23 protein-coding genes are annotated in these 25,275 nt (G+C 30.3%); 11 read left to right on the forward strand and 12 right to left on the reverse strand.

Going from position 1 to position 25,275, the window contains the following annotated elements:
- Positions 1 to 17: 17 nt before the first annotated feature.
- The 3 genes from Q0049_RS12790 to Q0049_RS12800 all read right to left on the reverse strand — a co-directional run bounded on the left by Q0049_RS12790 (position 18) and on the right by Q0049_RS12800 (position 4,529).
- On the reverse strand, positions 18 to 770 hold the full coding sequence (locus Q0049_RS12790; protein ID WP_298120406.1) for a hypothetical protein: 753 nt from the start codon (positions 768 to 770) through the stop codon (positions 18 to 20).
- Between the two features lie 145 nt (positions 771 to 915).
- On the reverse strand, positions 916 to 3,564 hold the full coding sequence (alaS, locus tag Q0049_RS12795; RefSeq protein ID WP_298120408.1) for an alanine--tRNA ligase: 2,649 nt from the start codon (positions 3,562 to 3,564) through the stop codon (positions 916 to 918).
- A gap of 113 nt (positions 3,565 to 3,677) precedes the next feature.
- Positions 3,678 to 4,529: an SRPBCC family protein gene (locus Q0049_RS12800; protein WP_298120410.1), complete on the reverse strand. Its 852-nt coding sequence runs from the start codon at positions 4,527 to 4,529 to the stop codon at positions 3,678 to 3,680.
- A gap of 133 nt (positions 4,530 to 4,662) precedes the next feature.
- On the opposite strand from Q0049_RS12800, the gene Q0049_RS12805 reads away from it, so the two are divergent.
- From Q0049_RS12805 to Q0049_RS12830, 6 genes are read left to right on the forward strand one after another with little or no spacing between them, the layout of a single operon-like run.
- Entirely contained in the window at positions 4,663 to 5,640 is a 978-nt protein-coding gene (locus tag Q0049_RS12805; RefSeq protein WP_298120412.1) for a M23 family metallopeptidase, read from the forward strand.
- Positions 5,641 to 5,667: 27 nt separating this feature from the next.
- On the forward strand, positions 5,668 to 6,000 hold the full coding sequence (locus Q0049_RS12810; RefSeq protein WP_298120414.1) for a MerR family transcriptional regulator: 333 nt from the start codon (positions 5,668 to 5,670) through the stop codon (positions 5,998 to 6,000).
- A 2-nt stretch (positions 6,001 to 6,002) separates the two neighbouring features.
- Positions 6,003 to 6,284: a hypothetical protein gene (locus Q0049_RS12815; protein WP_298120416.1), complete on the forward strand. Its 282-nt coding sequence runs from the start codon at positions 6,003 to 6,005 to the stop codon at positions 6,282 to 6,284.
- Positions 6,285 to 6,340: 56 nt separating this feature from the next.
- The gene (locus Q0049_RS12820; protein ID WP_298120418.1) at positions 6,341 to 6,955 is read left to right on the forward strand and encodes a LemA family protein; all 615 of its coding nucleotides are present in this window, start codon (positions 6,341 to 6,343) and stop codon (positions 6,953 to 6,955) included.
- A complete protein-coding gene (locus Q0049_RS12825) occupies positions 6,955 to 7,392 on the forward strand; it encodes a TPM domain-containing protein (protein ID WP_298120419.1) in 438 nt (145 codons plus the stop codon). The genes Q0049_RS12820 and Q0049_RS12825 overlap by 1 nt, the downstream gene beginning before the upstream one ends.
- The gene (locus Q0049_RS12830) at positions 7,389 to 8,195 is read left to right on the forward strand and encodes a YgcG family protein (RefSeq protein WP_298120420.1); all 807 of its coding nucleotides are present in this window, start codon (positions 7,389 to 7,391) and stop codon (positions 8,193 to 8,195) included. Before Q0049_RS12825 ends, Q0049_RS12830 begins: the two co-directional genes overlap by 4 nt.
- A 78-nt stretch (positions 8,196 to 8,273) precedes the next feature.
- Here the strand turns inward: Q0049_RS12830 and Q0049_RS12835 are convergent, their stop codons facing one another.
- The 7 genes from Q0049_RS12835 to Q0049_RS12865 form a co-directional block, all read right to left on the reverse strand.
- Complete coding sequence (locus Q0049_RS12835) at positions 8,274 to 11,054, reverse strand: outer membrane beta-barrel protein (protein WP_298120423.1); 2,781 nt, start codon at positions 11,052 to 11,054, stop codon at positions 8,274 to 8,276.
- 157 nt (positions 11,055 to 11,211) lie between these two features.
- Positions 11,212 to 12,882 (reverse strand): hypothetical protein, encoded by a 1,671-nt coding sequence (locus Q0049_RS12840; protein ID WP_298120428.1) that lies wholly within the window; start codon positions 12,880 to 12,882, stop codon positions 11,212 to 11,214.
- An 11-nt stretch (positions 12,883 to 12,893) separates the two neighbouring features.
- Positions 12,894 to 13,808 (reverse strand): PstS family phosphate ABC transporter substrate-binding protein, encoded by a 915-nt coding sequence (locus Q0049_RS12845; RefSeq protein ID WP_298120430.1) that lies wholly within the window; start codon positions 13,806 to 13,808, stop codon positions 12,894 to 12,896.
- Between the two features lie 229 nt (positions 13,809 to 14,037).
- Positions 14,038 to 14,844, reverse strand: a complete 807-nt coding sequence (locus tag Q0049_RS12850) for an energy transducer TonB (RefSeq protein WP_298120431.1) — start codon at positions 14,842 to 14,844, stop codon at positions 14,038 to 14,040.
- 21 nt (positions 14,845 to 14,865) lie between these two features.
- Complete coding sequence (locus Q0049_RS12855) at positions 14,866 to 15,432, reverse strand: biopolymer transporter ExbD (RefSeq protein ID WP_298120433.1); 567 nt, start codon at positions 15,430 to 15,432, stop codon at positions 14,866 to 14,868.
- Between the two features lie 18 nt (positions 15,433 to 15,450).
- Positions 15,451 to 16,080, reverse strand: coding sequence for a biopolymer transporter ExbD (locus tag Q0049_RS12860; protein ID WP_298120436.1), 630 nt, complete (start codon positions 16,078 to 16,080; stop codon positions 15,451 to 15,453).
- 58 nt (positions 16,081 to 16,138) lie between these two features.
- The gene (locus Q0049_RS12865; RefSeq protein ID WP_298120439.1) at positions 16,139 to 16,954 is read right to left on the reverse strand and encodes a MotA/TolQ/ExbB proton channel family protein; all 816 of its coding nucleotides are present in this window, start codon (positions 16,952 to 16,954) and stop codon (positions 16,139 to 16,141) included.
- 394 nt (positions 16,955 to 17,348) lie between these two features.
- Between Q0049_RS12865 and Q0049_RS12870 the strand changes: the two genes are divergently transcribed.
- From Q0049_RS12870 to Q0049_RS12890, 5 genes are read left to right on the forward strand one after another with little or no spacing between them, the layout of a single operon-like run.
- The gene (locus Q0049_RS12870) at positions 17,349 to 18,857 is read left to right on the forward strand and encodes a helicase HerA-like domain-containing protein (RefSeq protein ID WP_298120442.1); all 1,509 of its coding nucleotides are present in this window, start codon (positions 17,349 to 17,351) and stop codon (positions 18,855 to 18,857) included.
- Between the two features lie 18 nt (positions 18,858 to 18,875).
- On the forward strand, positions 18,876 to 19,244 hold the full coding sequence (locus Q0049_RS12875) for a DMT family protein (protein ID WP_298120444.1): 369 nt from the start codon (positions 18,876 to 18,878) through the stop codon (positions 19,242 to 19,244).
- Positions 19,241 to 20,491: a T9SS type A sorting domain-containing protein gene (locus tag Q0049_RS12880; protein ID WP_298120447.1), complete on the forward strand. Its 1,251-nt coding sequence runs from the start codon at positions 19,241 to 19,243 to the stop codon at positions 20,489 to 20,491. The genes Q0049_RS12875 and Q0049_RS12880 overlap by 4 nt, the downstream gene beginning before the upstream one ends.
- On the forward strand, positions 20,491 to 20,850 hold the full coding sequence (locus Q0049_RS12885; protein ID WP_298120450.1) for a cupin domain-containing protein: 360 nt from the start codon (positions 20,491 to 20,493) through the stop codon (positions 20,848 to 20,850). Before Q0049_RS12880 ends, Q0049_RS12885 begins: the two co-directional genes overlap by 1 nt.
- Positions 20,851 to 20,881: 31 nt before the next feature.
- Positions 20,882 to 21,394, forward strand: coding sequence for a hypothetical protein (locus Q0049_RS12890; RefSeq protein WP_298120452.1), 513 nt, complete (start codon positions 20,882 to 20,884; stop codon positions 21,392 to 21,394).
- Positions 21,395 to 21,459: 65 nt separating this feature from the next.
- Here the strand turns inward: Q0049_RS12890 and Q0049_RS12895 are convergent, their stop codons facing one another.
- Positions 21,460 to 22,806: an NAD(P)/FAD-dependent oxidoreductase gene (locus Q0049_RS12895; RefSeq protein WP_298120453.1), complete on the reverse strand. Its 1,347-nt coding sequence runs from the start codon at positions 22,804 to 22,806 to the stop codon at positions 21,460 to 21,462.
- Positions 22,807 to 22,870: 64 nt separating this feature from the next.
- The gene (locus tag Q0049_RS12900; protein ID WP_298120455.1) at positions 22,871 to 25,255 is read right to left on the reverse strand and encodes a penicillin acylase family protein; all 2,385 of its coding nucleotides are present in this window, start codon (positions 25,253 to 25,255) and stop codon (positions 22,871 to 22,873) included.
- Between the last annotated feature and the right edge of the window lie 20 nt (positions 25,256 to 25,275).

A 25,275-nucleotide genomic window follows, 5' to 3' on the forward strand; every position in this document is an offset into this window, starting at 1 on the left:
TGATGCTATTTATAAAATTAATTATAAGTAACTGTTTCTATGTATGTTTGACTACCTTCAGTGTAAGTATTTGATACAGGAAAATTCAATGCATTGTATGTGTATGTTGATGAAACATTATTAGAAGATGTTTCTGAATCAGTAAATGTCAAAACATTATGATCAAAACCAGATCCAACATTTTCTGAACCTGCAAATGCATACCACTTATAGCCAGTAATATTTTTAAATGGTGTAAACTTGTTATCATAAGTGTATGTATTTGTTGTTGTAACTGGTCCAAATCCAAAATCATAATTAGAAACAACATTTAAAATATCATTTCCTACCATTGTGAAAACTCCAGTTGAATATACTTCTCCATCTTCAGTCCTTGTAAAAGAAATCGTTCCATTTGCATTGTGAACATATGTTTCTTGATTACTAAAGAAATCTGCATAATCTGTGGTGTAACTAATTAATCTTCCTGATGAATCATAAGTATATAACTCAGTCAAATCTAATTCACCATCATAAAAGGTTTCCACTTTTGTGATTAAATCACCTGTATATGTAAATACACTTTTTTGTCCGTCACTGCTTTCAATTTTTGTTAATTTAGTTCCATTATAGAAGAAATTATCTGTAAATTCTCCATCAGCATCTTCTGATACGACTTTTTTTGGTAAAACTGCATTTGGATCTGTAGTTTCTGATGAATCGTCTCCACCACTAGAACATGAAGTAAATGTAAGTGCAAATACACTTAATAATAAAGCTAATTTTTTCATTTTAAATTGATTATGTTAATTTTACAGCAAAGAAACTACTTTTTTTTATGTGACAAAATTTTTATAGTTATTTTTTACAAAAAAACCTTACAATTTAAAAATCACTTTAAATTGTAAGGTTTTAAAAATAAAATTATCAATATAGTTATTTTACAAACTCAACTGCTTTATCCAAAGCCTCTTTAATTCCTAAAACATTTTTACCTTTTCCTGATGCGAAGAACGGTTGTCCACCACCATTTCCGTCGATGTATTTTCCTAATTCTCTAATTACATTTCCTGCATTTAATCCTTTTTCAGCAACTAATTCTTTTGAAATATAACAATGAATATTTGGAGCATTATCTTCAATTGAAGCTAAAAATACGAATGAATTTGATTTTGAAGTCCCAATTGCCTGAGCTAAATCTTTAGTTGAACTTATTGACAAATCTACTTGTTTAGCTAAAAAGTTAACTCCATTTATTTCTTGGAATTCTGCAACTAACGCATTTTTCAATCCGTCTACTTTTTCTTTTAACAATTGCTCAATTTGTTTTTTCAACTTCGCATTATCATCTTGTAACGTAGCAACCGATTTTAAAATATCTTGAGGATTTTTCAACGTTTCTTTAATTTCTGCTAAAGTACTTTCTTGATTTTTGTAGAAATCTTTCACAGCATCACCAGTAATAGCCTCAATACGTCGAATTCCTGCAGCAACAGCACCTTCAGAAATTATTTTGAAATGCCAAATATCTGCCGTGTTTTTTACGTGAATTCCACCACAAAGTTCTTTGCTTTTGCCAAATTCAATCATTCTTACTGAATCACCATATTTTTCTCCGAACAAAGCCATTGCGCCTTTATCCAATGCTTCTTGTATTGGAATATTTCTATGTTCTATCAATCGTAATTGTGCTTCGATTTGTGCATTTACACTTGCTTCTACTTGACGTAATTCGTCATCAGAAACTTTAGAAAAATGTGAAAAGTCAAAACGTAAATAATTTGGATTTACCAACGAACCTTTTTGCTCCACATGTGTTCCTAAAATGGTTCTCAATGCCAAATGCATTAAATGCGTAGCCGAGTGATTTTTAGAAGTTGACGTTCTTAAATCAGTGTTTACTTTTGCTACAAAACCAGCTTCAATATTCTCTGGAAGTTGTTTTGCAAAATGTAATATTAAATTATTTTCTTTCTTTGTGTCAATAATATCAATCGTTTCATTAGCAGAAACTAAGGTTCCTTTATCACCAACTTGTCCTCCGCCTTCTGGATAAAATGGCGTATTATCTAAAACTATTTGATATAAAATTCCATCTTTTTTAGAATCTACTTTACGAATTCTGGTGATTCTTACGTCATTCTCTGTTTGGTCATATCCTACAAAAGTTTCTACATTTCCTGAAATTAAAACTGACCAATCTTCGGTTGAAACTTCTGAAGCTGCACGAGAACGCGCTTTTTGTTTTTGTAATTCTGCTTCGAAATCTTCTTCGTCGTATGAATATCCTTTTTCTTTTAAAATTAAAGCCGTCAAATCTTTCGGAAAACCAAAAGTATCGTACAATTCGAAAACTTTTGCACCTGAAACTTCTTTTCCGTCAGTTTCAGCAACAACCTTGTCTAATAATTGTAACCCTTGATCTAAAGTTCTCAAAAATGATGCTTCTTCTTCACGAATTACATTAGTAACCAATTGTTGCTGCGACTTTATTTCTGGGAAAAATTCACCCATTTGATTCGCCAAAACCTCTACCAATTTATTGATAAACGGTTCTTTGGTGTTCAAAAATGTAAATCCGTAACGAATGGCACGACGCAAAATTCTACGAATTACATAACCTGCGCCAGTATTTGATGGTAATTGTCCGTCAGCAATAGCGAAAGCCACAGCACGAACGTGATCTACAATTACACGAATTGCGATGTTGGTTTTATTTTGTTCTTCTGACACCTCTACTGCGCTCAGTGAGACATCATTTGAGGTATATTTTAATCCTGTAATTTGTTCTACTTTTTCAATTAGCGGTGTAAAAACATCGGTGTCATAATTTGAAGTTACGTTTTGCATAGCCATACACAAACGCTCAAATCCCATTCCGGTATCAACATGTTGAGCAGGTAATTTTTCTAGTGAACCATCAGCTTTACGGTTGAATTCCATGAAGACATTGTTCCAAATTTCAACTACTTGCGGATGATCTGCATTTACTAAATTTCTTCCTGAAACGGCAGTTCTCTCTGCATCGGTTCTTAAATCGATATGAATTTCTGAACATGGACCACACGGACCTTGATCGCCCATTTCCCAAAAGTTGTCTTTTTTATTTCCTAAAATAATTCGGTCTTCTGGAACATATTGTTTCCAAATATCGAATGCTTCTTGGTCAAAAGGAACATTTTCTGCAGGATTTCCTTCAAAAACAGAAACATATAAACGGTCTTTATCTAACTTTAAAACTTCAGTTAAAAATTCCCAAGCCCAAGCAAGTGCTTCTTTTTTGAAATAATCGCCAAACGACCAGTTTCCCAGCATTTCGAACATCGTGTGATGATAAGTATCAAAACCTACATCTTCTAAATCGTTGTGCTTTCCTGAAACACGAAGACATTTTTGTGTATCGGCTATTCTTGGACTTTTTGGAGTTCCATTTCCTAAAAAGTATTCTTTGAATTGTGCCATTCCTGAGTTGTTGAACATCAAGGTTGGGTCATCTTTTAGCACAATTGGTGCTGATGGAACAATTAAATGTCCTTTTGATTCAAAGAAATTGAGGTAAGCTTTACGAATGTCTTGTGATTTCATTGTACTTATGATATTTTTTTAAACACAGAAACATAGTTTTTGATTCTTTTTAAAAGTAGTTACACTTTTATGATAGTAAAACATAGTTTCTATTAGTTCTTTATTTTTATTTATTATTCTGATATTTTTTTTAATTCTTGTAATGCTAATGGAAATTTTTCTTCCATGTAATTAATATATTCTGGAACACAATCAATTTCGGCTGTCACGGTTGTAATTCCTTCAACTTCATTCAATTTATATATTTCAAAACTTCCTGTCCATTTTTCAGATTCAGCATCAATTGGTTGTTCTTTTAAATCTTTTAAATTTCCAATGTGTTTAAATATGATCAATTTATTTGGAATAAGATAAAAAATGTCGCTGTACATTCCTTCAAATGATGGCGCAATAAAATGAATTCTGCTTCCTAATTCAATTTCACCTGTGTAATAAGTTCCTGCACAAAAAGGAGTTGTCCATTTAGTATATGAATTTTTATCCCACATTTTATCCCAAACAGTTTCTGTAGAAGCTTTAATTTCTTTAGTGAAAACTAATTTTTTAATATTGTATAGATAATTTCTCAAGTTAGTTTTAACCAAAGCATTCCAACCCATTTCATAATTGGCAATAGTAAAACTAGGTCCGGCATCTGCAAAACTTTCAACACCTTCGTGTGTCAATGTTACCTTTGATTTTCCATCAACTTCATCAATTTTCCATGTTACAATTGAACTCCCTTTTGATTGTTCTGGATGCAACCATGTATGTTGAAATAATTTATTTTCTTCAACTTTTAGAACTTCACCTTCATGGAGATATTCTTTTTTTTCTCCTTCATAAAAAGAAAATTTATTCCCAATAGTCAAATTGAAATTTGAAATATCAAAATACCAAACCTTCATTGCGTCTGAATTTGTAATAGCATCCCAAATTTTTTCATTGGTTGCATCAAAAGAAGCTTCTATTATAATTACACTCATGATTAGAAGAATTAATTAACTTATTTGAGAAGAATTAAAAATAAAAAATAGTATAGTTTGAAACATTTCTTAAATTTGTTCGTATAACCATTGTTATTCTTAAAACGATTACAAAAATAGTATAATTTAAGAAATGTCGAAGAAAGTTAAGTATTATTACGATTCAGAAAATTTAGCCTACCGAAAAATTAAACCTCAAAAGAGAAAAAAATTTGGATATGCTTTGTTATTCCTTATTGCATCGGCGTTGTTTGGTTTTTTATGTTTTGTAATGTTTATGAATATTCCTTATTTTAAAACACCAAAAGACAAATTACAAGCTAGAGAAATTGAAAATTTGAAAGTAAAATATTCAATTTTGAATAAAAAAATAGAAAGTTTAGAAGAAGTTGCTTCCGATTTAGAAAACAGAGACAACAATTTATACCGAACATTTTTTAATTACGCACCAATTTCAACTGAAAAAAGAAGAGGTATTTTTGATAAAAACAGATATAAAGAATTAGAAGGATTTAATAATTCAGAATTGGTTATTAATACCACAAAAAAAGTTGATGGCATTTCAAAGGCATTAGCTTTTCAATCAAAATCTTTAGATGAGATATTAAAATTAGCAAGAGCAAAAGATAAGTTATTGAGTGCAATTCCGGCAATTCAGCCAGTGAAGAATGAAGATTTAAAGCGTATGGCATCAGGTTTTGGTTATAGAACAGATCCATTTACAAAAGCCAGAAAAATGCACGAAGGAATGGATTTTACTGCTTCAACAGGAACACCAATTTATGCCACAGGTGACGGAGTTGTTAAAAGTGCTGACAATTCACTTTCTGGCTACGGAAATCATATTGAAATTAATCATGGTTTTGGATATTTAACGCTTTATGGCCACTTAAGCAGTTATAAAGTTCGACCAGGACAACGAGTAAAACGAGGTGACATCATTGGTTTAGTAGGAAGTACAGGAAGAAGCCAGGCGCCACATTTGCACTATGAAGTTCATAAAGATGGAAAAGTAGTAAATCCAATTAATTTTTATTACGGAAATATTTCGGCTGCTGAATATAAAGTCATTTCAAAAATTGCAAATCAAGAAAACCAGTCGTTAGATTAGTGTTCAAAATTTAATAAAGAAATTAATATGCACATAGAATTATCAAAAGACAAATTATATTTTAGTATTGGTGAGATTGCCGAAGCTTTTGATGTAAATGCATCACTAATACGTTTTTGGGATAAAGAATTTGATATTCTAAAACCAAAGAAAAATGCGAAAGGAAATCGAATGTTCACGCAAGAAGATGTAAAAAACTTGCAATTGATATATCATTTAGTAAAAGAAAGAGGATTTACATTAGAAGGAGCAAAAACACATTTGAAAGAAGGACAGAAAAAAACCTTAGACAAATTTGATATTATTTCAAAATTAGAAGGAATAAAAGCAGAACTTACAAATATTAAAAATAATTTATAACTATGAATAAAAATTTAGCTCCACTTAGCTATTTAACATCTTTATTTTTTTCAATAATTGGTGCTGTGATGAAAATTCTACACTATGATTATTCAGAAATTTTATTGTCTCTAGGCATCATTTTACTTATCATTTTTATAATAGCAGCATTTGTTGAAGTGAGTCGATCAAGAAACATTTCAGATTCTGAAAAATTTATGTGGAAAGTTGGTTTTATTACCTTAGGTGCAATAGCAGGATTAGTTTATGTTGTATCTGCAAGAAAAAGAATTTTAAGAAATTAAACTATATTTATAAATAAACAAAAACAAAAAATAAACCTTAAAAACAATTAGAAATTATGAGAAAATTTTTGCCATGGATAATTTTGGTTGGTGTAATCTTAATCGGATACAGCTACTTCAAAGGAATTAACAATACTGCAGTAACTCTTGAACAAGATGTTAAAGAAGCATGGGGTAATGTTCAAACTTCTTATCAAAGAAGAAATGACCTTATAGGTAATTTAGTTAAAACGGTTCAAGGTGCTGCTGAGTATGAAAAAGGAACTTTAACAGCAGTAATTGAAGCTCGTTCAAAAGCAACATCTGTAACAATTGACCCAACAAATATTACGCCTGAACAATTAGCACAATTCAATCAAGTACAAGGTGGAATGAGTAATGCTTTATCAAGATTATTGGTAACGGTTGAACAATATCCAAGCTTGAAAGCAAATGAAAACTTCTTAAAATTACAAGATGAATTAGCTAGTACTGAAAATCAAATTTTAACTGCAAGAACTCGTTACAATGAAGCAATTAAACCTTATAACAATCACGTGAAAGTATTTCCTAACAATATTTTTGCAGGTTGGTTCGGATTTAAAGAAAAACCATTCTTTGAGGCAGTTGCTGGTGCTGAAAAAGCTCCTGAAGTAGAATTCAATTTTGATAAAAAAGAGGAAACAAAATAATGTCAAAAGTAGAAGATTTTTTAACAAAAGCCGAAGAGGAAGAAGTTGTTGAAGCTATTCGATTGGCTGAAAAAAATACTTCTGGCGAAATTCGTGTTCATTTAGAAAAAGAAACTTCCATTGCTCCTATTGAGCGAGCATTGGAAGTGTTTCATGAACTTAAAATGGATAAAACCCAACAACGAAATGGTGTTATTATTTACGTTGCCGTAAAGAGCAAACAATTTGCCATTTATGGTGATGCAGGAATAAACCAAAAAGTTGCGGACGATTTTTGGAATTGCACTAAGGATATTATGGTTAATCATTTCAAAAATGGCGAAAATAAATTGGCTCTAGTTAATGGAATTTTCAACATTGGTGAACAACTTAAAAATTACTTTCCTTTCCAAGATGATGATAAAGACGAACTCTCTAACGAAATATCAAAAGGATGATACAACTAGTATTTAAAATAGTAAAATTCTTGTTGATTGTTTCGTTGTTATTGTTACATCAACTTGGATTTGGACAATTTACAATTCCTCCAAAACCCGATTTTCAAACTTCAGTTTATGATTATGCAAAACTTCTAAATGAATCTGAAAAAGCTTCATTAGAAGATAAACTGATTAAATATTCCGATTCTACAACTACACAAATTGTTGTTATTACAATTGATGATTTAAAAAATGAAGATGTTGGAGTTGTAGCAACAAATTGGGCGCATACATGGGGAATTGGTCAAGCAGATAAAGATAATGGTGTCATTATTTTAGTTTCAAAAAATGACAGAAAAATATCAATTCGTCCAGGATATGGTGTTGAAGATCGATTAGTAGCTGGAATTTGCGGAGAAATTATTAGAAATGTAATAACTCCCGAATTTAAGAACGGTAGTTATTACAATGGATTAAATAAAGGTGCTGATGCAATTTTCCAAGTATTAAAGGGAAAATATAAAGGCACTCGTATTAAAGATTCAGATAAAGGTAGTTTTCTACCCATTCTAATTTTTATTGTTTTTTTCATCATCCTCATAATTATTATCTCAAAAAACAAAAACAATGGCGGAAACAGTGGTGGATTTGGCGGACCAGATTTAGCTGACATTATCATTTTAAGCCGAATGGGAAGAGGTGGCGGATTTGGTGGTGGAAGTTTTGGTGGCGGTGGATTTGGTGGTGGTTCTTCTGGAGGATTTGGCGGCGGATTTGGCGGTGGCGGATTTTCTGGCGGTGGCGCAAGTGGTGGATGGTAAATCCATTTTTACAAAATCAAAATTCAAATAATTTATATAATAAAAACGCCTTTCAAAATTTGAAAGGCGTTTTGTTTTTTACCACATAAATCTATTACTTGGTTTCTTTTCTTTGGCTCCAAATTTTTCAATTTTGTAAGTCAGTGAAAACATAGCATAACGTTTTAAAACAATATTTTCTTCATCGCGTATTGAGGTTGCAGATATGGTTCTTGTTGAACTTAAATTTTGATTTAACATATCGTAAACCTTTACCTTGGCGATTAACTTCTTTTGGAAAAAACTATACGATAAACTTGTATTCCACAAATAGAAATCTTTTTTAAATCCATCGGCAATGTTTGAGTTATAAGTATATCCGAAGTCGTTACCGAAAGTCCAATTTTTTGGCCAATAATTAGTTATTTGAACATTAAATTTATGCGTGAAATTTGATGCTGAACTAACTACATAATTGGTAAAATCGGTTTTACTTAAAGTATAATTATACGTTGGGTTTATAGTAAATAATTCACCATATTCATATGTAAAATTAAATCTTGGTGAAAAATTAAATGATTTAGCACTATACAATTGCCCATCTGTAAATCCTTTTGAAACATTTGCCCAATTATTAATATTAACTCCAAACTTATAGGTATGAGTTTCTTTTTTTATTGACTTGTTCATATAAAATCCAAACCAATAATTGTTTGTTCCTGTAACATTTTGATAAGTTGTTGTTCTTTTTCTATCAGCATCAAATGTTGTTGATGAAACCACTTGGGATTCGTAAAAATTTCCACCCGAATAAATTCCATAACCAGAACGAGTTGCGTAATCATAGTTTCTATAACTGAAATACACATTGTGATATTTATTCAAATCAATATTTGGGTTACCAATAAATGTATTTAATGGATTTGATAAATTTTCAAAAGGTAAAACCTGATTTGCAGAAGGCATTTCAAATTCATAATTATAACTTATCCAAATGTTTTTAGATTTTGTAAATCTATAATTAATGCTGGAGCTGATATATGGCATTAAATAATCTTTATTCAAATCTGTTGCAACACCAACATAATCTGAGTGATTATCAAACTTCACTATACTCGTCCCAAAACTTGCTCTTACATTAAATTTACTTTTATTCCAATCAAAACCTGCCTTTGGTGTCAAAGTCTTTGTAAAAGATGTAGTATAAGTTGAAAGCAAATCATTATTAATTGAGTAATCATCTGAAACCGAATCATAATCAAACGTATTTATCCTCTCTAATTGTTTATCAAAACGGACATCAGTACCAACTTTAATTTGTAGCGAATCCGTAATGGGTTCGGAAAATTCAATTTCTGAATAATAATTATCTGAGATTTTCTTCGTAATTCCCAACTGATTTCGGGTATCATCTGGATCAGTTCCTTGATAGAAAATGGTGTTTGAATTAGTAGTAGTTTCATCGAGCGATTTATTATTTTCATTTTCAAATGATACGCTTAAAAATCTTCCTTTTCTACGGAATGTTTTGGTAAAAGTTAATGTATTTCCAAAATTATCAGAATCGCTATCACTAAAATTACTTGATGTACTTTCATTCAATAAAGCATCAACATTATCTCTTGACTCTTGCGATGATGCACTTTTATACTTTCCTGTTGATTTAGTATATCTTGGTTCAATTACAATTGAAGTTAAAGAATCTATTTTATATTCTAATTCAAATGTCATGTTGTGTCCAAAACGCTCATCGGTTGTTTTTGAAGTAGAGTTGGTCGAGAAATTTCCTGATGGCAATAAATTAGTTTGATTGGTTCTGTTTACATTTTCAGAATTTGTATTAGAGAAAAAATAGCTTCCAGTAGCATCTAAACCTTTTTTCCATTCATCAGAATAATTAATTCCAACCATATTAGAACGCGTGATTCCTGTATTTCCACCAAAACGTCTTCCGTTAATTCCAAAAGAGCCATCGCCATTTACCCACATACTTCTACTTCTTCCTCCACCCATATTATCAAATATTTCATCCATTGAAAAACCTGTAGAGTTGATATTATTTGAAGAAGCAAGAATGCTGACTTTCGTTTTATTTTTAAAATAGTTAGCTAAACCACTACTTTCATAACGATCATTTGTACCTGCGCCAGCCATAATTTTCCCGAAAAAACCTTTATTTTTCTTTTCATCAATGGTCAGATTTATACTCGCATTATTGGAACTTGCAACAGCACCTGTTTTTTCTTCTTTAGTAGTTTTAGTATCTGAAACTTGAACTTTATTAATGATGTCAGAAGGTAAATTTTGTAATGCAATTTTACCATCTTTATCAAAAAAAGGCTTTCCATTTACAAGAATTTGGTTTACTTCTTTACCATTTACAGTAATTTTTCCATCGGCATCAATCTCAACTCCAGGAAGTTGTTTTAAAAGTGTTTCTACATTGGCATCAGGTCTAACTTTGAAAGATGATGCGTTAAATTCAAGTGTATCTTTTTTAATTCTGATTGGTGGTGCTTCACTTTTTATAACGACTTCATCAATATTTTTTATTGCAGTCTTTAAAGATACTGTACCAAAATCTTTATCTGAATCTATTGAATTCAAATTGATTTTAAAATCATCAAAACCAACGGAAGATATTTTTAAATAAACAGGTTTAGCAATATTTTTAATTTTAAAATCAAATTTTCCAAATTTATCAGAAATTGTATAATCTATTACTACAGAATCTTTTGCTGAGGAAATATAAACAGTAGCAGATTCTATTGGAAGTTTTGTGGTTTCGTCTATAATCTTTCCTTTTAACGAATTAGTTTTTTGAGAAAATGAAAAGGTAAAAAATAATAATGCAATGATGGAGTAAAATGTTTTCAACATAAAAATTAGGTTAGTTTCTGTAGATAACTGCGAAATAACTACTTTAGTATCAAAAGTTGGAATTTCTTACGAAAATTTAACATTAATTTATTTTTTAAGAATAAAAAAAACCGACTCAAATTCATGAATCGGCTTTAATATTATAATATAATAAATATTATCTTTTTGGTTGCAATGACTTTAAAGAACTCAAAGCATAATTGTTAGTTGGATCTAAAGCCAACGTTTTGTTGAAATAATCAATAGCTTTTGCTTTATCAGAATTTGCATAATGAGCTGCAATACTATTATAAGACTCCGTAACTTTTGCTTTATTTTTAGTAACTTCTTCATCACCTTTAGCTAAAACCATATCTAAATATTTTTGATATGTAGCAGCCATAACATCATCTTTATCTAAAGAACTATTGATTCTTGCTTTATATAAGTATGCTTCTTGATAAGTTGGTGTAGCAGTAATTACATTATCCATAGCTTTATCAGCACTTTCAAGAGCTACTTTATCAATTGTTTTTTCATCTTTACCTCTATTTTCTGTATATACAGCTAAACCATAATACACATTATCTTCAAGATAATTTTTAGAGTTTGGATTTGTAATTGCTACTCCAAATATTGCAGCAGCAACATTATACAATTTTTGTTGTGTAAAATAATTTTTACCAATTTCATTTAATGCATTAGCTAAAGATGGCTCAGCTTCAACTGCTTTTTTAACATTAGCAATTCCTGAATTTAATAATGCTGCATCTACTGTTTTTCCATCAGCACCAACCGATTTTTTTACCGTTGCAAGTCCTAAAAACAAGTAATCACCATTAATTACTTTATTTGTTCCTTTATTAATAAATTCATTTAAAGAACTTATTGCAACATCAGTATTTCCATTTTCATAAGCAGCATAACCTAAGTAACGCAAAATTCTTGGGTTCACTTTGTCTAATTTTTTCATTTCATTTGCTTCAACTTCAAGCGCTTTATAATCTTTTGCCAAGATCAAAAAGTCAGCATGACGCATACGGGAAGCTAAAGAATAATCTGTTAAAGACAAATATTTTTCATAATAATCTAAAGCTTTTTTAATGTTTTCATTATAAAACTTTGGTTGATTATTTGCCCACAAATAATGTGTTTCCGCAAGCTCTCTGTATAAAGGTCCATAATTTGAATTAATAGTAGCCACTTCATCAAAAGCTTTAATTGCTTCATTATATGCTTTAGCTCCTTTTAAAAGTACACCAAGTTGCATTTTAGCTCTAATTAATGAACTATCAGTTTGGTAGGCACTTCTGTAAGCTGAATAAGCTTCATTTTGGTTTTTATCACCATAATGAGCATCTCCAAGAGCTAATTGAACATAAGCATTTGTAGGATTTGCTGCTTTAGCTTTTTCTAAAACTGCAATAGCACTTTTAAAATCAGGTTTGTCAGCATTCATATATGCTTTTGCAATATAGATATACTCTTCTATATCTTTCTTTTTCAAATCTTTTGTTACCAAATCAAATTTTGATTTAGCAGAAGAAACATCACCTTTGTTCAAGAACATTTGACCTAAACCAATGTTATTGATTTTTCCTCCATCAAGAGCTATTCCTTTATCAAAAAATATTTTTGCAGAATCCTCTACACTTTGAGTAAGATAAATATTTCCCAAAAGAAAAGAAGCTTTTCCTCCATCTTTTGTTGATACTAAACTCTTTAATAACGACTTAGCTTTTTCGTACTGTTCAGCATCAATGGCTTTAGTAGCTTGATCTAAATTTTGTGCTTGGCTCACTGCGGCTGAAGCTAACAAAGCTATACTGAAAATTTTAAATTTGCTCATCTTATTGTAATTTATTTTTTTTCTATTTGATTTCTAGTTCTAATATTTCTACTTGGTTCTCTTATTGGAGATAGACCAGATTGTAATATTATTCGTTGCCCTATCTCTCCAGCAATGAATGAAGCAAACCCCATTCCTAAACCTTCATATCCTTGACAATTTATAATATACAAAACACGTGCCAAAGGATATTTTCGAGTTCCAATGTTCTCTTGTGTAGGATAAACATAATCATTATCATCACCTTTTACACTCAAAACATTTACTTTCTCGATATATTGTTTCATATTTGGTTTTGGTTGAGAAATCCAATTGATTCCAACAACACCAATCATCCCATCATTTTGTGAAACATATTTTATTACTTCTTCATTAGTTTTGTATGAAAAAACACCATCAGTAGGCAATGTCTCAATACCTGCTAATTTACATAAATACGAAGCCGTACTTGAATTTGGATTGTCAAAAACTAAACCTTTAATGTTATTTTTTGTCCCTTTTAAAAAATCAAGAACATCCTTCAAAGCAATTAACGAATCATTTGACTTTTTATTTTTAATGAATGTAACAGCATCAATTGCAAAAGGTGTTGTTCTAGGTTTAATTTTCTTTTGATTAAAAACAGCAATTTCTTTCTTATTTAATTGACGTGATAAAACAATGATTCCAGCTTTATCTTCAGAAAAATCCAAAACAGCTTCTCTTTCAGATTTTGGCAAAAGTTCAAGTTTTGCATTATACTGATTTTGAAAAACTAAAGCTTGATCTTCAACGATAGGTAATAATGTCTCATCAACTAAAATTGAAGTATTACCCTCTAATATTGTATCCGATTTTGGTGCGTTTTTATCTTTCTTTTCACATGAAAATATAATAGCAAAAACTACTATAGATATTAAAACAACATATTTGATATACTTTTTCATTCTTCAGAATTGAATTTATAGAATCTAAAAAACCTAAAAAAAGCGTACACAATTAGTAAAACGCCTAGTAAAACTCTATAGGTTGTTGTTAAAGGATATGGAAAGTTTTTCCATAAAATAATTATAATTCCAAATGTTAAATAAAACAAAAAAAACAATCCTCTTATAAATAGAAGAAATCGCTCATTAAGCGATTTCTTCTTGAAATTATCTTTGAATTTCTTCAACATTATTCAGGTGCTTGAATTGTAATAGGCAACATGTATGAACATCTTACTTTTTTACCATTTTGTTCAGCAGCACTCCATTTTACTTTATTCTTTTTAACAACACGAATTGCTTCTTCTTTTGTTCCAAAACCTGCATCTCTAACAACTTTTATATCAGTTAAAGTACCGTCTTTTTCAACAACAAATTGAACAAATATCTTTCCGCCTTTGAATCCTTCATCTTCTGGAGCTTGAAAATTAGAGCCAATAAAACTTCTAAACTTATCAATTCCTCCTGGATATTCAGGTTGTACTTCAATACCTGCTTGGTTGTAGATAGTGTTATCTTCTTCAACAACTTCTTGTTGTTTTGGTCCATCACCTGGAGGAGTTAAAACGATATCTGCATTAGGATCACCTTTGATATCTTCTTTTCCAAGATTTTTATCTTTAATATCCTCTACTTTAGGTGGCTCTTCGGTTACATCCTCTGTTTTAGCCACAACTGGCTTAACAAACTTCACCTGATCCACTTTTGGTGGAGGTGGCGGTGGTGGTGGAAGATTTTCTTTTGGTTTTTCTTCTTTTGGTGGCAATTTAACTGTTGTAATTTTATCAGTTAAAGCTTCATCTCCATCAGATGAACTCGGCAACATATTAATAATTACTGGAGCCGCAATACCTAAAGAAAAAATAACTGCACCGATTAAAAAGGCACGAAGATTTGTATTGGTGTTTTTCTTACGTAAATCGTAAGCACCATAACTTTTATTACGTCCTTCAAAAACGATATCAAGCCATTTATTATTTAATAAATCTAACTTCATTTTAATGTTTTTTAAGTATTACTATTCTACTTTTTTATTAAGCTCATCTGCTAACTTTTGCTCCTCAGGAGAAAATTCATTAACGATAGCATAAGTAGGCACTTTACAAATTGCCATTTCATCTAAAATATCTACTAGATTTTTGTAAGTAGATTTTTTAGTAGGTTTGATAATTACAATCATACCTTTTTCTTTATCACCTGTAACTTCAACAATCGACTTTACCCTTGGAAGCAATACAGAACGAATTCCTTCTTTACCATAACCTATGGTTTGTGGTTTTCCGTTAGGCTCAGGTGTTTCTAAAAGTCCATGAAACCATTTGATTTTGTCATTATCTCCAAGAATAACCGTTACAGTTCTTCTTTGATCTGTTTTAACCTCAGTAGAGTCATTATCATCTTTATCAGGCAAACCCAAATCCATAGATTGAGGTTTTGATAACGATGTGGTTAACATAAAGAACGTAATCAATAAGAATGCTAAATCCACCATTGCAGTTAAATCAACTTTTGAATTTTGTTTTTTACTTCTTACTTTACCGCCACCTTTTTTGCCTCCGCCGTCGCCGGTATTTAATTCAGCCATTTTATACTATTATTTGAATTAATAATCTTTACCTCTTGCACCAGTAACTAAATTAAAGCTATTGATTTTTTGGTCCTGTAACATATCCATAATTTTTTTAATTTGTGGATATTCTTGTTTAGCATCGCCTTTAATTGCGAAGTCAAGGTCTTTATCTTTCCCTAATTCAACATTTGCTTGACGTGCAGTATAGATCCAATCTTTAAGTTGGTTATCCAAAGAATCCATTGGAATTCCTGGTTGTAAACCTTCTTTATTTCTATCAGCACTTTTCATAGCAATAATTTGCTTCAAATTAGTTATCGGAACACCAAATTCCTCCATTAGAGAAAATTGTGCTGTCTCTTCAGGTGTAAATTTTACACCATATTTATCACCCATTAGTTCTAATGTTTTTTCGCGAATATCTCTATCCTTCATTCCAAAAAACACTTTATTTTTTCCTTCACTTTTTCCAACTGTCAAAGTAACTAATCCTGTTTCAGGAAGTTTTACTTCTACTGTTGAAGCAGGAGTTTGCACAGGTAAAGCCTCAGGAGTTTTAGCTGTTGCAGTTAAAATAAAGAACGTGAGCAAAAGAAAAGCAACATCACACATAGCCGTCATATCAATTGACGCTGCGTTTTTAGACATTTTTATTTTTGCCATTTATTTTTTTATTAGTTTTTCAAAAATTGAAAAATTATCAACTTTTAAAAAGTTACTACTATTTTAAGCTACCTCTTAATCTTCTGTATGTGTTTACGATAGAAGTACCAGCTTCATCGATAGAATATGTTAATGTATCAATTTTAGAGTTAAAGAAATTGTACATTACAATCGCTAAAGCAGAAGTTGCAATACCAGTTGCAGTATTAATTAACGCTTCAGAGATACCTGTTGCAAGTGCAGCTTGGTCAGGAGTTCCAGCAGAAGCTAACGCACCAAACGCTTTAATCATACCAGATACAGTTCCTAATAATCCACCAAGAGTTCCTAAAGAAACTAAAGTAGAAAGAATAGTCATGTGTTTTTCTAACATTGGCATTTCTAAAGTTGTAGCTTCTTCGATTTCTTTGTGAATCATTTCTGAAGCTTCTTCGCTATTAAATCCTTCTTTTTTAACATCTTGGAATTTTACTAATGCAGATTTAATAGCATTTGCAACAGAACCTTGTTGTTTATCACAATCTTGAATCGCATCTTCAATGTTTCCTGCTTTGATATTTGACTGAATCTTGCTCATAAATTTATCAAGATTACCTTTTCCTGCAGCTTTAGCAATAACAAAATATCTTTCAAAAGAGAAAACAATCACCATTAATAACATTCCTAATAATACCGGTACAATAAAACCTCCTTTGTAAACCATACCTAAAGTATTTAATGGATGTCCTTTTTCTGGATCACCACCTTCAAAATTTGATTCTGCTCCCATAAGGAATTTCCACACCAAAGTACCTACTAAAATACATGCTACAATGATAATTCCTGTTATCATTCCTCCTCCGTTTGAACCGTTTTCTTTTTTAACGTTTGCCATTTTTTTAAAATTTAATAGTTTTTAATAATTTATAAGTTTTAGTTGTAAATAAACTTGAATAGGAGCAAATTTAATTTTTTAGTTTAAATAAAAAAACTTTTTTTGTTATTTATAACATTATCTTAAAAGATAATGAATCGTAGAATTTATTCTATCAATATTTCAGTTTTGATGTTAAAAACTTAAAAATTTATACTCAAAACAACAAAAATATATCTTCATTCTATTTTCAATAACGCCAAACTAATGTCTTTTATTATTAATAAAGATACTAAAAATAAATAAAAGGTTGGGAAGTGTTAAAAAAAAATTCAAAATTTCAAATTAATAGCGTGGTAAAAATATATTATCTTCGCTATAAAATTTATTACTACATTTCAAATAAAATAATATAATGAGCATAACAGAATCATTTATTCAGCATATTAATGAAGGTTACACTTCAAAAGGTGAGGGTATTTTACTTGGCGCAGCCATTTTAAACGGTGAACCAGTTGGAGAAACTCAAGTTAAAATTCCATTGAAAACACTAAATCGTCATGGATTAATTGCTGGTGCAACTGGAACAGGCAAAACTAAGACAATTCAAGTACTTTCAGAGCAATTGTCCTCTTTTGGGATTCCAGTTTTAATGATGGATATTAAAGGAGACTTCTCAGGAATAGCGCAACCTGGTGAAGAAAAACCTTTTATTACAGAACGACATACAAAAATAAATATTCCTTATTCTACTAGTGCTTTTCCCGTAGAGTTAATGACACTTTCTGCACAAGATGGAGTTAGAATGCGAGCTACTGTTTCTGAATTTGGACCAGTATTATTTTCAAGAATATTAGACTTGAATGACACTCAATCTGGAGTGATGGCTGTTATATTCAAATATTGTGATGATAACAAAATGCCTTTGCTAGACTTAAAAGACATTAAAAAAGTACTTAATTACATTACTGAAGAAGGAAAAGATGACATTTCTGAAAACTACGGCAAGATTTCAACAGCTACGACCGGAACAATTCTGAGAAAAATTATTGAATTGGAACAACAAGGAGGTGATTTCTTTTTTGGTGAAAAATCTTTTGAAATTGATGATTTGATGCGAATTGATGAAAACGGTAAAGGATATATTAATATATTACGACTAACTGACATCCAAGATAAACCAAAATTATTTTCAACTTTTATGTTGAGTTTGTTAGCCGAAATTTATCAGCAAATGCCAGAAAAAGGCGATGTTGATCAACCTGAACTAGTTTTATTTATCGATGAAGCGCATTTGATTTTTGACGAAGCTAGTAAAGTTCTTTTAGATCAGATAGAAACTATTATTAAACTTATTCGTTCGAAAGGAATTGGCGTTTACTTTGTTACTCAAAACCCAATGGATATTCCAAAAGGTGTTTTGGCGCAATTAGGTTTGAAAATTCAGCATGCTTTGAGAGCTTTTACCGCAAATGATAGACAAGCCATCAAGCAAACTGCCGATAATTATCCAACTTCTGAATATTATCAAACTGATGAAATTTTGACTTCGCTTGGAATTGGCGAAGCTTTTGTTACTGCTTTAAATGAAAAAGGAATCCCTACTCCATTGGCTGCAACCATGCTTCGTGCTCCACAAAGTAGAATGGATATTTTAGTAGATTCTGAAATTGAAGCAATTAATGCTAAATCTAAATTGGTTAAAAAATATGCCGAAGAAATTGACCGTGAAAGCGCCTACGAAATTTTAAATAAAAAAATTGAAGAAGCTGTTCAAGCATCAGAAGAAATTGAAGAAGAAGAAAAGAAAAGTAACGAACCTAGTACAGCCGAAGTTATTGGTAAATCTGTAACAAAAGTGGTTACTAGTGCAAGTTTTATTCGTGGTGTTTTTGGAATTTTGATGAAGATTTTTAAAAAATAAGTGATTAGTATTTAGCTAATGAAAGGTTACTTAACAATAGGATTACTCATACTTTCCAATGTTTTTATGACATTAGCTTGGTATGGACATTTAAAATTCAAAGAATTAAAATGGTTTGAAAATACTGGGTTGATAACGATTGTTTTAATCAGTTGGGGTTTGGCATTGTTTGAATATTGTTTTCAAGTTCCTGCAAATCGAATTGGATTTCAAGGAAATGGTGGACCTTTTTCATTATTGCAATTAAAAGTCATTCAAGAAGTAATTACATTGGTGATTTTTGTGATTTTTTCATTCCTGTTTTTCAAAAATGAAACATTGCGATGGAATCATTTTGTGGGAATGTGCTTTTTGGTTTTGGCAGTTTATTTTATATTTAAAAAATGAAAAGAACTTTACTTCTAGTTGTTTCTTTATTTAGCACTTTTGTTATCTTTTCACAAAGTAAAAGAGTTCTCTTTTTAGGAAATAGTTACACACAAGTTAATGATTTACCGCAATTATTATTAAATATTGGGCAATCAACAAATGATATTTTTATTGTTGACAGCAATACTCCAGGTGGACACACACTTCAACAACATAATAGTAACCCAACTTCTTTATCAAAAATTAATGAAGGAAACTGGGATTTTGTTGTTCTACAAGAGCAAAGCCAACTACCATCTTTCCCAATTAATCAAGTCAATACACAAGTTTTTCCATTTGCACAAAGTTTGAACAACTTAATTGTTTCTCAAAATCCATGTGCCGAAACCGTTTTTTACATGACATGGGGTAGACAAAATGGTGATTCTTCAAATTGTGATTTTTTTCCTCCACTTTGTACTTACGAAGGAATGGACGATCTTTTAAGAGAACGTTATATGATGATGACCGTTGACAATAATGCCATAACATCGCCTGTTGGTGCCGTTTGGAGATATATAAGAAATAATATTCCTAGTTTAAATTTATATAGTTCAGATGGAAGTCACCCATCAATTACAGGTTCTTATGTAGCAGCTTGCACTTTCTACACAACTTTAACGCGAAAAGATCCTACATTAATAACATTTAATTCTAGCTTATCTTCTGCTGAAGCAATGCTTGTTAAACTTGCTGTTAAAAATATTGTATACGAGCACTTAACAGATTGGAAAATTGGCAACTATGATACTGTGTCAAATTTTAGTTATTCTAATGTTACTTCAAGTGAAATAAGTTTTGACAATAACTCATTAAATGCAAATCAGTATGAATGGGATTTTGGTGATGGTACAACTTCAAATGATGAAAATCCAACACATAACTTTTTAAATGAAGGTGAATATACTGTAACCTTAAATGCTTCAAAATGCGGAAACATTAGTTATTCACAACAAACGATACTTATTTCCAACTTAAACGGTCAAGAATTTAACATTAAAAACTTGGAATTATATCCAAATCCAACAAATGAGGAACTTAATATTATTTCAAATGAGATAATAGATTTAGTATCTCTTTATGATGTTAATGGTAGATTAATTGAAACTATTGAAAACAATAATAATAAAATTACCATTAATTTCTCAAACAAAAAAGAAGGTTTTTATATTGTAAAAATGAATTCGAATGGAGAAATTTATACTAAAAAAATCATCAAAAATTAATGAAAAAATATTTAATTCAAAAAACACCTTTTGTTGTTCCAACTACTGATGGCAAATTAATTGAAGAGCATCATGGAAAAGTTGCTACAAATAATGATGATATTTCAATTGCCCACATGATTGCGCCACCAAAATGGAGCGAACCTTTTCAAACACCTGAATTTGAAGAATACACATTTATAATTTCAGGTAAAAAACAATTTATTATTGAAGATGATATAATTGTGCTTGAAGCAGGTCAATCTATTAAAATTGAAGCCAATACAAGAGTTCAATATTCAAATCCGTTTGACGAATCATGTGAATATATTGCTATTTGTAAACCAGCATTCGATTTTACAAAAGTTAATAGAGAATAATAAAATTTTAAAAGATTGTATTTAATGCTATATGAATAAATCATTTAAAGGAGAATATGTACCATTTATAAGCAGACTTACAAAAAGATTAGTACCGTTGATTCTAATAGTAATTCTTGCACTTTTTAAACTTTATTTTGGTCGCTCTTCTGAAACTCTAGGAAGTTATAGAGCTTATTTTTTTATATTTATAGTTATCTGTTTTATAATTGGAATTTACTTTCAAACTAACAAAATTAGAACGATTGTGAATGAAATAAAATTTACTGATGATAGTCTTCATATTATTGGACAAGATTTTAATTCAAAATTTGAGGACAAACTAAATATTAATAAAGTAATCATAGAAATTCAAGAAGAAGAATTAAGTAGAAATAAATCGAGATACTGTTTAGAAATATATTCTGATGATAAATATTATTATTTAAATAAATTTAATGATTGGAAATACTCAACACTTGCGGAAGTTGTTGACGAATTCAAACTAAAAACTGAAAAATTAGTTTCAAATTCGGACTTATATCCATTATTAAAGGATAATTAAGGATATAATTTATTTATTTTTTTAGAATTAAGATGTGGTTTCGCCTTCGTCGAAATGACAAAAACTTATTTTGTGTTTAATAATTTAATTATCAAGTTTTCAACTTCATCAGAATTCCATTTTTCTTGAATGTTTTCTATTTGAAGAATTTCTTCCATGATTTTATTTTGAAAATCTCCAATTGCTAATGCTTCGGAATAAGGTTGTAAACTAAAAGTCACACGACTGTATAATGGCATCCACTTATCGGGATGTTTATCTGAAAACCATTTTTCAATTTTCTTTTGAAGTAAAAATTTTTCATCAGCGGTTTTAGAACTCATTTCCATGAAATTTCGATAGGAAAGTTCTGCAATAGCATCAGTATTTGGTTTTCTTGAATTTTCGTAATCGTTTAATAAATTTGCCCAATCATCGCCATATTTTTCAATCATCTGTTCTAATACAGTTATATCTTCAAAACCTGCATTCATCCCATGTCCATAAAAAGGCACAATAGCATGACAAGCATCTCCAATTAGAGCTACTTTATCACTAAAAGTCCATGGAAAACATTTCATTGTAACCAAGTAACTCGTTGGGTTTTTGAAAAAATCTTGCACTAAATTAGGAATCACTTCTTTAGTATCTGGAAAATATTGAGCAAAAAAATCAACTAGTTGCTCATTTGATTGCAATGATTCAAAGGAGTTTTCGCCATCATGTGGCATGAACAATGTACAAGTAAATGTACCATCTAGATTGGCTAAAGCCATCAACATAAATTTACCTCTAGGCCAAATATGTAAAGAATTTTTATCTAATTTATGTGAACCATCAGCATTAGCAGGAATGTGTAATTCTTTGTAACCAATTTCTAAAAATTCTTGTGAATAATTAAACATACTCTGGCGTTGCATTCTATGTCTAACTCTTGAAAAAGCACCATCAGCACCAAAAGTTAAATCATAGTCTTTAGTAATCCATTCGCCTCTTTCAGTTTCACCAATTGATATCGTTGCTGTAGTTAAATCAACATCCCAAACCTTTTCCTCAAAGAAAAATTCAACACCAGCTTTTTCAGCTAGATCAACCATTTTTTTATTTAATAAACCTCGAGAAAGAGAATAAATAACTTCACCATCTTTACCATAAAATTGTTCATTAACTGTATTTTCACCAACATGAATAGCTCGTTTTTCGACAGGAATTCCAATTCCTAAAACCTCTTTCTCTAAGCCAACATCACTCAAAGCTTTGACACCTCTATCTGATAAAACTAAGTTTATAGATCTTCCAGAGAAATTTATTTTTCTAATATCAGGACTTCTATCATAAATATGAACAGTGTGACCTCTTCTTTTAAGATAAATTCCTAATAAAGTTCCAACTAATCCTGAACCTACAATGGCTATTTTTTTGGGAGTTTGCATTAAATAATTACGAATTTAAAATTACAAATTATTAATTGTTTTAATAGTACAAAGATGCGTCAAATTATTTAGCAATAAAAACCAATTTAGTTGATGAAGCAATAATTTCCTTTTTATTCATTTTCATTTTTCTAAATTTACCTTGATTGTACATTTCGGCTTGATCATTATAATGCTTACTCATAGGATTTCCTGAATTTCCTGTTGGTAAAATACTTACGCTATTTTCAACATCAGAAAAATCGATAATTCTTCGAGTTGATGGTCCAGCTTTTACTTCATAAATTCCATTAGAAGGAAAGCCAAACATTAAATTATTTATCACTTCATTACTTCCTGCTACTTCAAATTTTCCAACATTAAAAAATGGTGCTAAAAGTTCTATTTTACCAATTGGATGTATGTGTTCTAACGTATGAACTTTATTCCAAGTCCATTTTGAAATATCATTTCCAAGTTGACTTTCGAGTTCAGCAACTGTTTCTTTAAATGATTTTGTTAGAATCTCTTTTTGAGTTTCCTTTTTATCTTTCGTTTTAGAATTATCCCACCAAACTGAATTTTCATTAGCTAGTTGTGGTTCAATCATTTGCTTAATTACATGAGTAGTGAGTAAAGCCGAAAATTTATCTTTACCCAATTCATCTTGAAAAGTATTTTCTAAATATCTGTAAATTAATTTATTGTAAATTGTTGATTGAATAGTAGTTAATTCGTTTTCGCCATTCCATTTTACTAAAGAATACATAGCATCTTTTTCTAATCGTGAAAAATCATTTGTATTCAAACTTGACACAATAGCTATTGCATTTTTTGCTGCATTGGTTGAAGTATTATCCAAAATCATTTTTTCAACATCTTTAGAAGTCCAATTGTTTTTTGGAAAAAGAAAACTCTCAATTCGCATGGCTCTATCCTTTGGCAAATAATAACCTGGATACAAATAACCATCAACTGCTTCTGTTTGATTATTAGACGAATACACATAATTCCAACTCGGATTTAATGCCGTTGGATTTTTAGTAAAATCGAGAAACTCTTTCTTATCGTCTTCCCCATTACTTCCATTTAGGATAAAATTTGGATTGACATTATTAGGTAATTTATATAACTTTCCTGCAGCAGTCCACGAAATATTATTTTGAGCATCACCATACATAATATTCAATCCTGGTGCATGAATGAGTTCAATATTTTTTCTAAAATCTGTAATATTTTTAGCATGACTTAAATGATAAACTGCATCAAGAATTTGATTTTTTTCTTGCGTATAAATCCACGAAAGTGCAATAGGTTTATCAGTAGAAATGGTATTCATAACACCATTCATAATTGGCCCATGAATACTTTCTCGAATGTTTAAAACAATATCGGAACTATCTTTTACTCTAATTGTTTTTTTACGAATCTTAAAGTTCAAATATTGATTTTTATACTTGTATTGATTATCATTCTTTAAATTAATTTCCTCTTGAAACAAATCAATATCGTCATTTTCAAACATCGTTAATCCATAAGCATAATTGCGATTATGTGCTAAAAGTGGAAATGGAGTTCCAGCTAAATAATAGCCATAAATTTCATAATCTGGACAAGAAATATGTGCCTCATACCAAGTACAAGGTTGAGCAAAAGCAATATGAGGATCATTAGCAAAAATGACTTTGCCGTTTTTAGTCTTTTGTGAACCTATAACCCAACTATTACTTCCAATAAATGCAGGAACAGGCGAATTATCTAATATACTGGCTACTTGTTTAGAAATCTCAGAGTAATTAGAAACTTCACCTTCAAAACTTTTTAATTGAACAGCTCCAAAAGAACCATCCAAACCAAAATCTTTTAAATATGCTGCGCCTAAATTATCACGAATGTCAGTCATTAAAGGATCGGTTTTTTGAGCCATCGCAAAACTAAAAGACATAAATCCGAAGATATTATAAACATCTTTTAAGGTGAATGGTTTCTTTTCTAAACCCAATAAAGTGTATTCTACAGGAGTTTTTCCGTTTTCAATATATTGATTTATTCCATCAAGATAAGCTGTTGCTAATTTGTAGCTTTCAGAATTTTTATCAATATTGGCTACCGCTTTTTCTGAATTTTCATCGATTCCTAGACCTACAAAAAACATATCGGTTTTAGAAACTTTATTCCCAAAAAGTTCCGATAGTCTTCCGGCAGCAATTCTACGTAACAATTCCATTTGCCATAATCTATCTTGGGCATGAACATAACCTAGAACTACTTGAGCATCCGTTTGATTAGCAGCATAAATATGCGGAATTCCATAATCGTCAAAGAAAACCTCGGTGTTTTTAGAAATGTTTTTTATGTTAACTTGACCTTCGTATTGAGGTTTAGTAGTTTGCAAATAAATTAAAAGCGAGAGTGCAATTACAATTAGAAAGACAACAATTAGAAGTAGTACTTTTTTCAGTTTTTTCATAAATAAAGTTAAAAACCAAA

Origin of the sequence: Flavobacterium sp., assembly GCF_027484205.1 — a bacterium.
GTDB lineage: Bacteria > Bacteroidota > Bacteroidia > Flavobacteriales > Flavobacteriaceae > Flavobacterium.

Bases quoted from the DNA above. Each gene is read 5' to 3' on its own strand.
- alaS (WP_298120408.1), bottom strand. From the start codon at position 3,564: ATGAAATCACAAGACATTCGTAAAGCTTACCTCAATTTCTTTGAATCA.
- Q0049_RS12805 (WP_298120412.1), top strand. From the start codon at position 4,663: ATGTCGAAGAAAGTTAAGTATTATTACGATTCAGAAAATTTAGCCTAC.
- Q0049_RS12870 (WP_298120442.1), top strand. From the start codon at position 17,349: ATGAGCATAACAGAATCATTTATTCAGCATATTAATGAAGGTTACACT.
- Q0049_RS12860 (WP_298120436.1), bottom strand. From the start codon at position 16,080: ATGGCAAAAATAAAAATGTCTAAAAACGCAGCGTCAATTGATATGACG.
- Q0049_RS12815 (WP_298120416.1), top strand. From the start codon at position 6,003: ATGAATAAAAATTTAGCTCCACTTAGCTATTTAACATCTTTATTTTTT.
- Q0049_RS12840 (WP_298120428.1), bottom strand. From the start codon at position 12,882: ATGAGCAAATTTAAAATTTTCAGTATAGCTTTGTTAGCTTCAGCCGCA.
- Q0049_RS12855 (WP_298120433.1), bottom strand. From the start codon at position 15,432: ATGGCTGAATTAAATACCGGCGACGGCGGAGGCAAAAAAGGTGGCGGT.
- Q0049_RS12800 (WP_298120410.1), bottom strand. From the start codon at position 4,529: ATGAGTGTAATTATAATAGAAGCTTCTTTTGATGCAACCAATGAAAAA.
- Q0049_RS12820 (WP_298120418.1), top strand. From the start codon at position 6,341: ATGAGAAAATTTTTGCCATGGATAATTTTGGTTGGTGTAATCTTAATC.
- Q0049_RS12865 (WP_298120439.1), bottom strand. From the start codon at position 16,954: ATGGCAAACGTTAAAAAAGAAAACGGTTCAAACGGAGGAGGAATGATA.
- Q0049_RS12850 (WP_298120431.1), bottom strand. From the start codon at position 14,844: ATGAAGTTAGATTTATTAAATAATAAATGGCTTGATATCGTTTTTGAA.
- Q0049_RS12830 (WP_298120420.1), top strand. From the start codon at position 7,389: ATGATACAACTAGTATTTAAAATAGTAAAATTCTTGTTGATTGTTTCG.
- Q0049_RS12885 (WP_298120450.1), top strand. From the start codon at position 20,491: ATGAAAAAATATTTAATTCAAAAAACACCTTTTGTTGTTCCAACTACT.
- Q0049_RS12900 (WP_298120455.1), bottom strand. From the start codon at position 25,255: ATGAAAAAACTGAAAAAAGTACTACTTCTAATTGTTGTCTTTCTAATT.
- Q0049_RS12835 (WP_298120423.1), bottom strand. From the start codon at position 11,054: ATGTTGAAAACATTTTACTCCATCATTGCATTATTATTTTTTACCTTT.
- Q0049_RS12890 (WP_298120452.1), top strand. From the start codon at position 20,882: ATGAATAAATCATTTAAAGGAGAATATGTACCATTTATAAGCAGACTT.
- Q0049_RS12825 (WP_298120419.1), top strand. From the start codon at position 6,955: ATGTCAAAAGTAGAAGATTTTTTAACAAAAGCCGAAGAGGAAGAAGTT.
- Q0049_RS12810 (WP_298120414.1), top strand. From the start codon at position 5,668: ATGCACATAGAATTATCAAAAGACAAATTATATTTTAGTATTGGTGAG.
- Q0049_RS12895 (WP_298120453.1), bottom strand. From the start codon at position 22,806: ATGCAAACTCCCAAAAAAATAGCCATTGTAGGTTCAGGATTAGTTGGA.
- Q0049_RS12880 (WP_298120447.1), top strand. From the start codon at position 19,241: ATGAAAAGAACTTTACTTCTAGTTGTTTCTTTATTTAGCACTTTTGTT.
- Q0049_RS12845 (WP_298120430.1), bottom strand. From the start codon at position 13,808: ATGAAAAAGTATATCAAATATGTTGTTTTAATATCTATAGTAGTTTTT.
- Q0049_RS12790 (WP_298120406.1), bottom strand. From the start codon at position 770: ATGAAAAAATTAGCTTTATTATTAAGTGTATTTGCACTTACATTTACT.
- Q0049_RS12875 (WP_298120444.1), top strand. From the start codon at position 18,876: ATGAAAGGTTACTTAACAATAGGATTACTCATACTTTCCAATGTTTTT.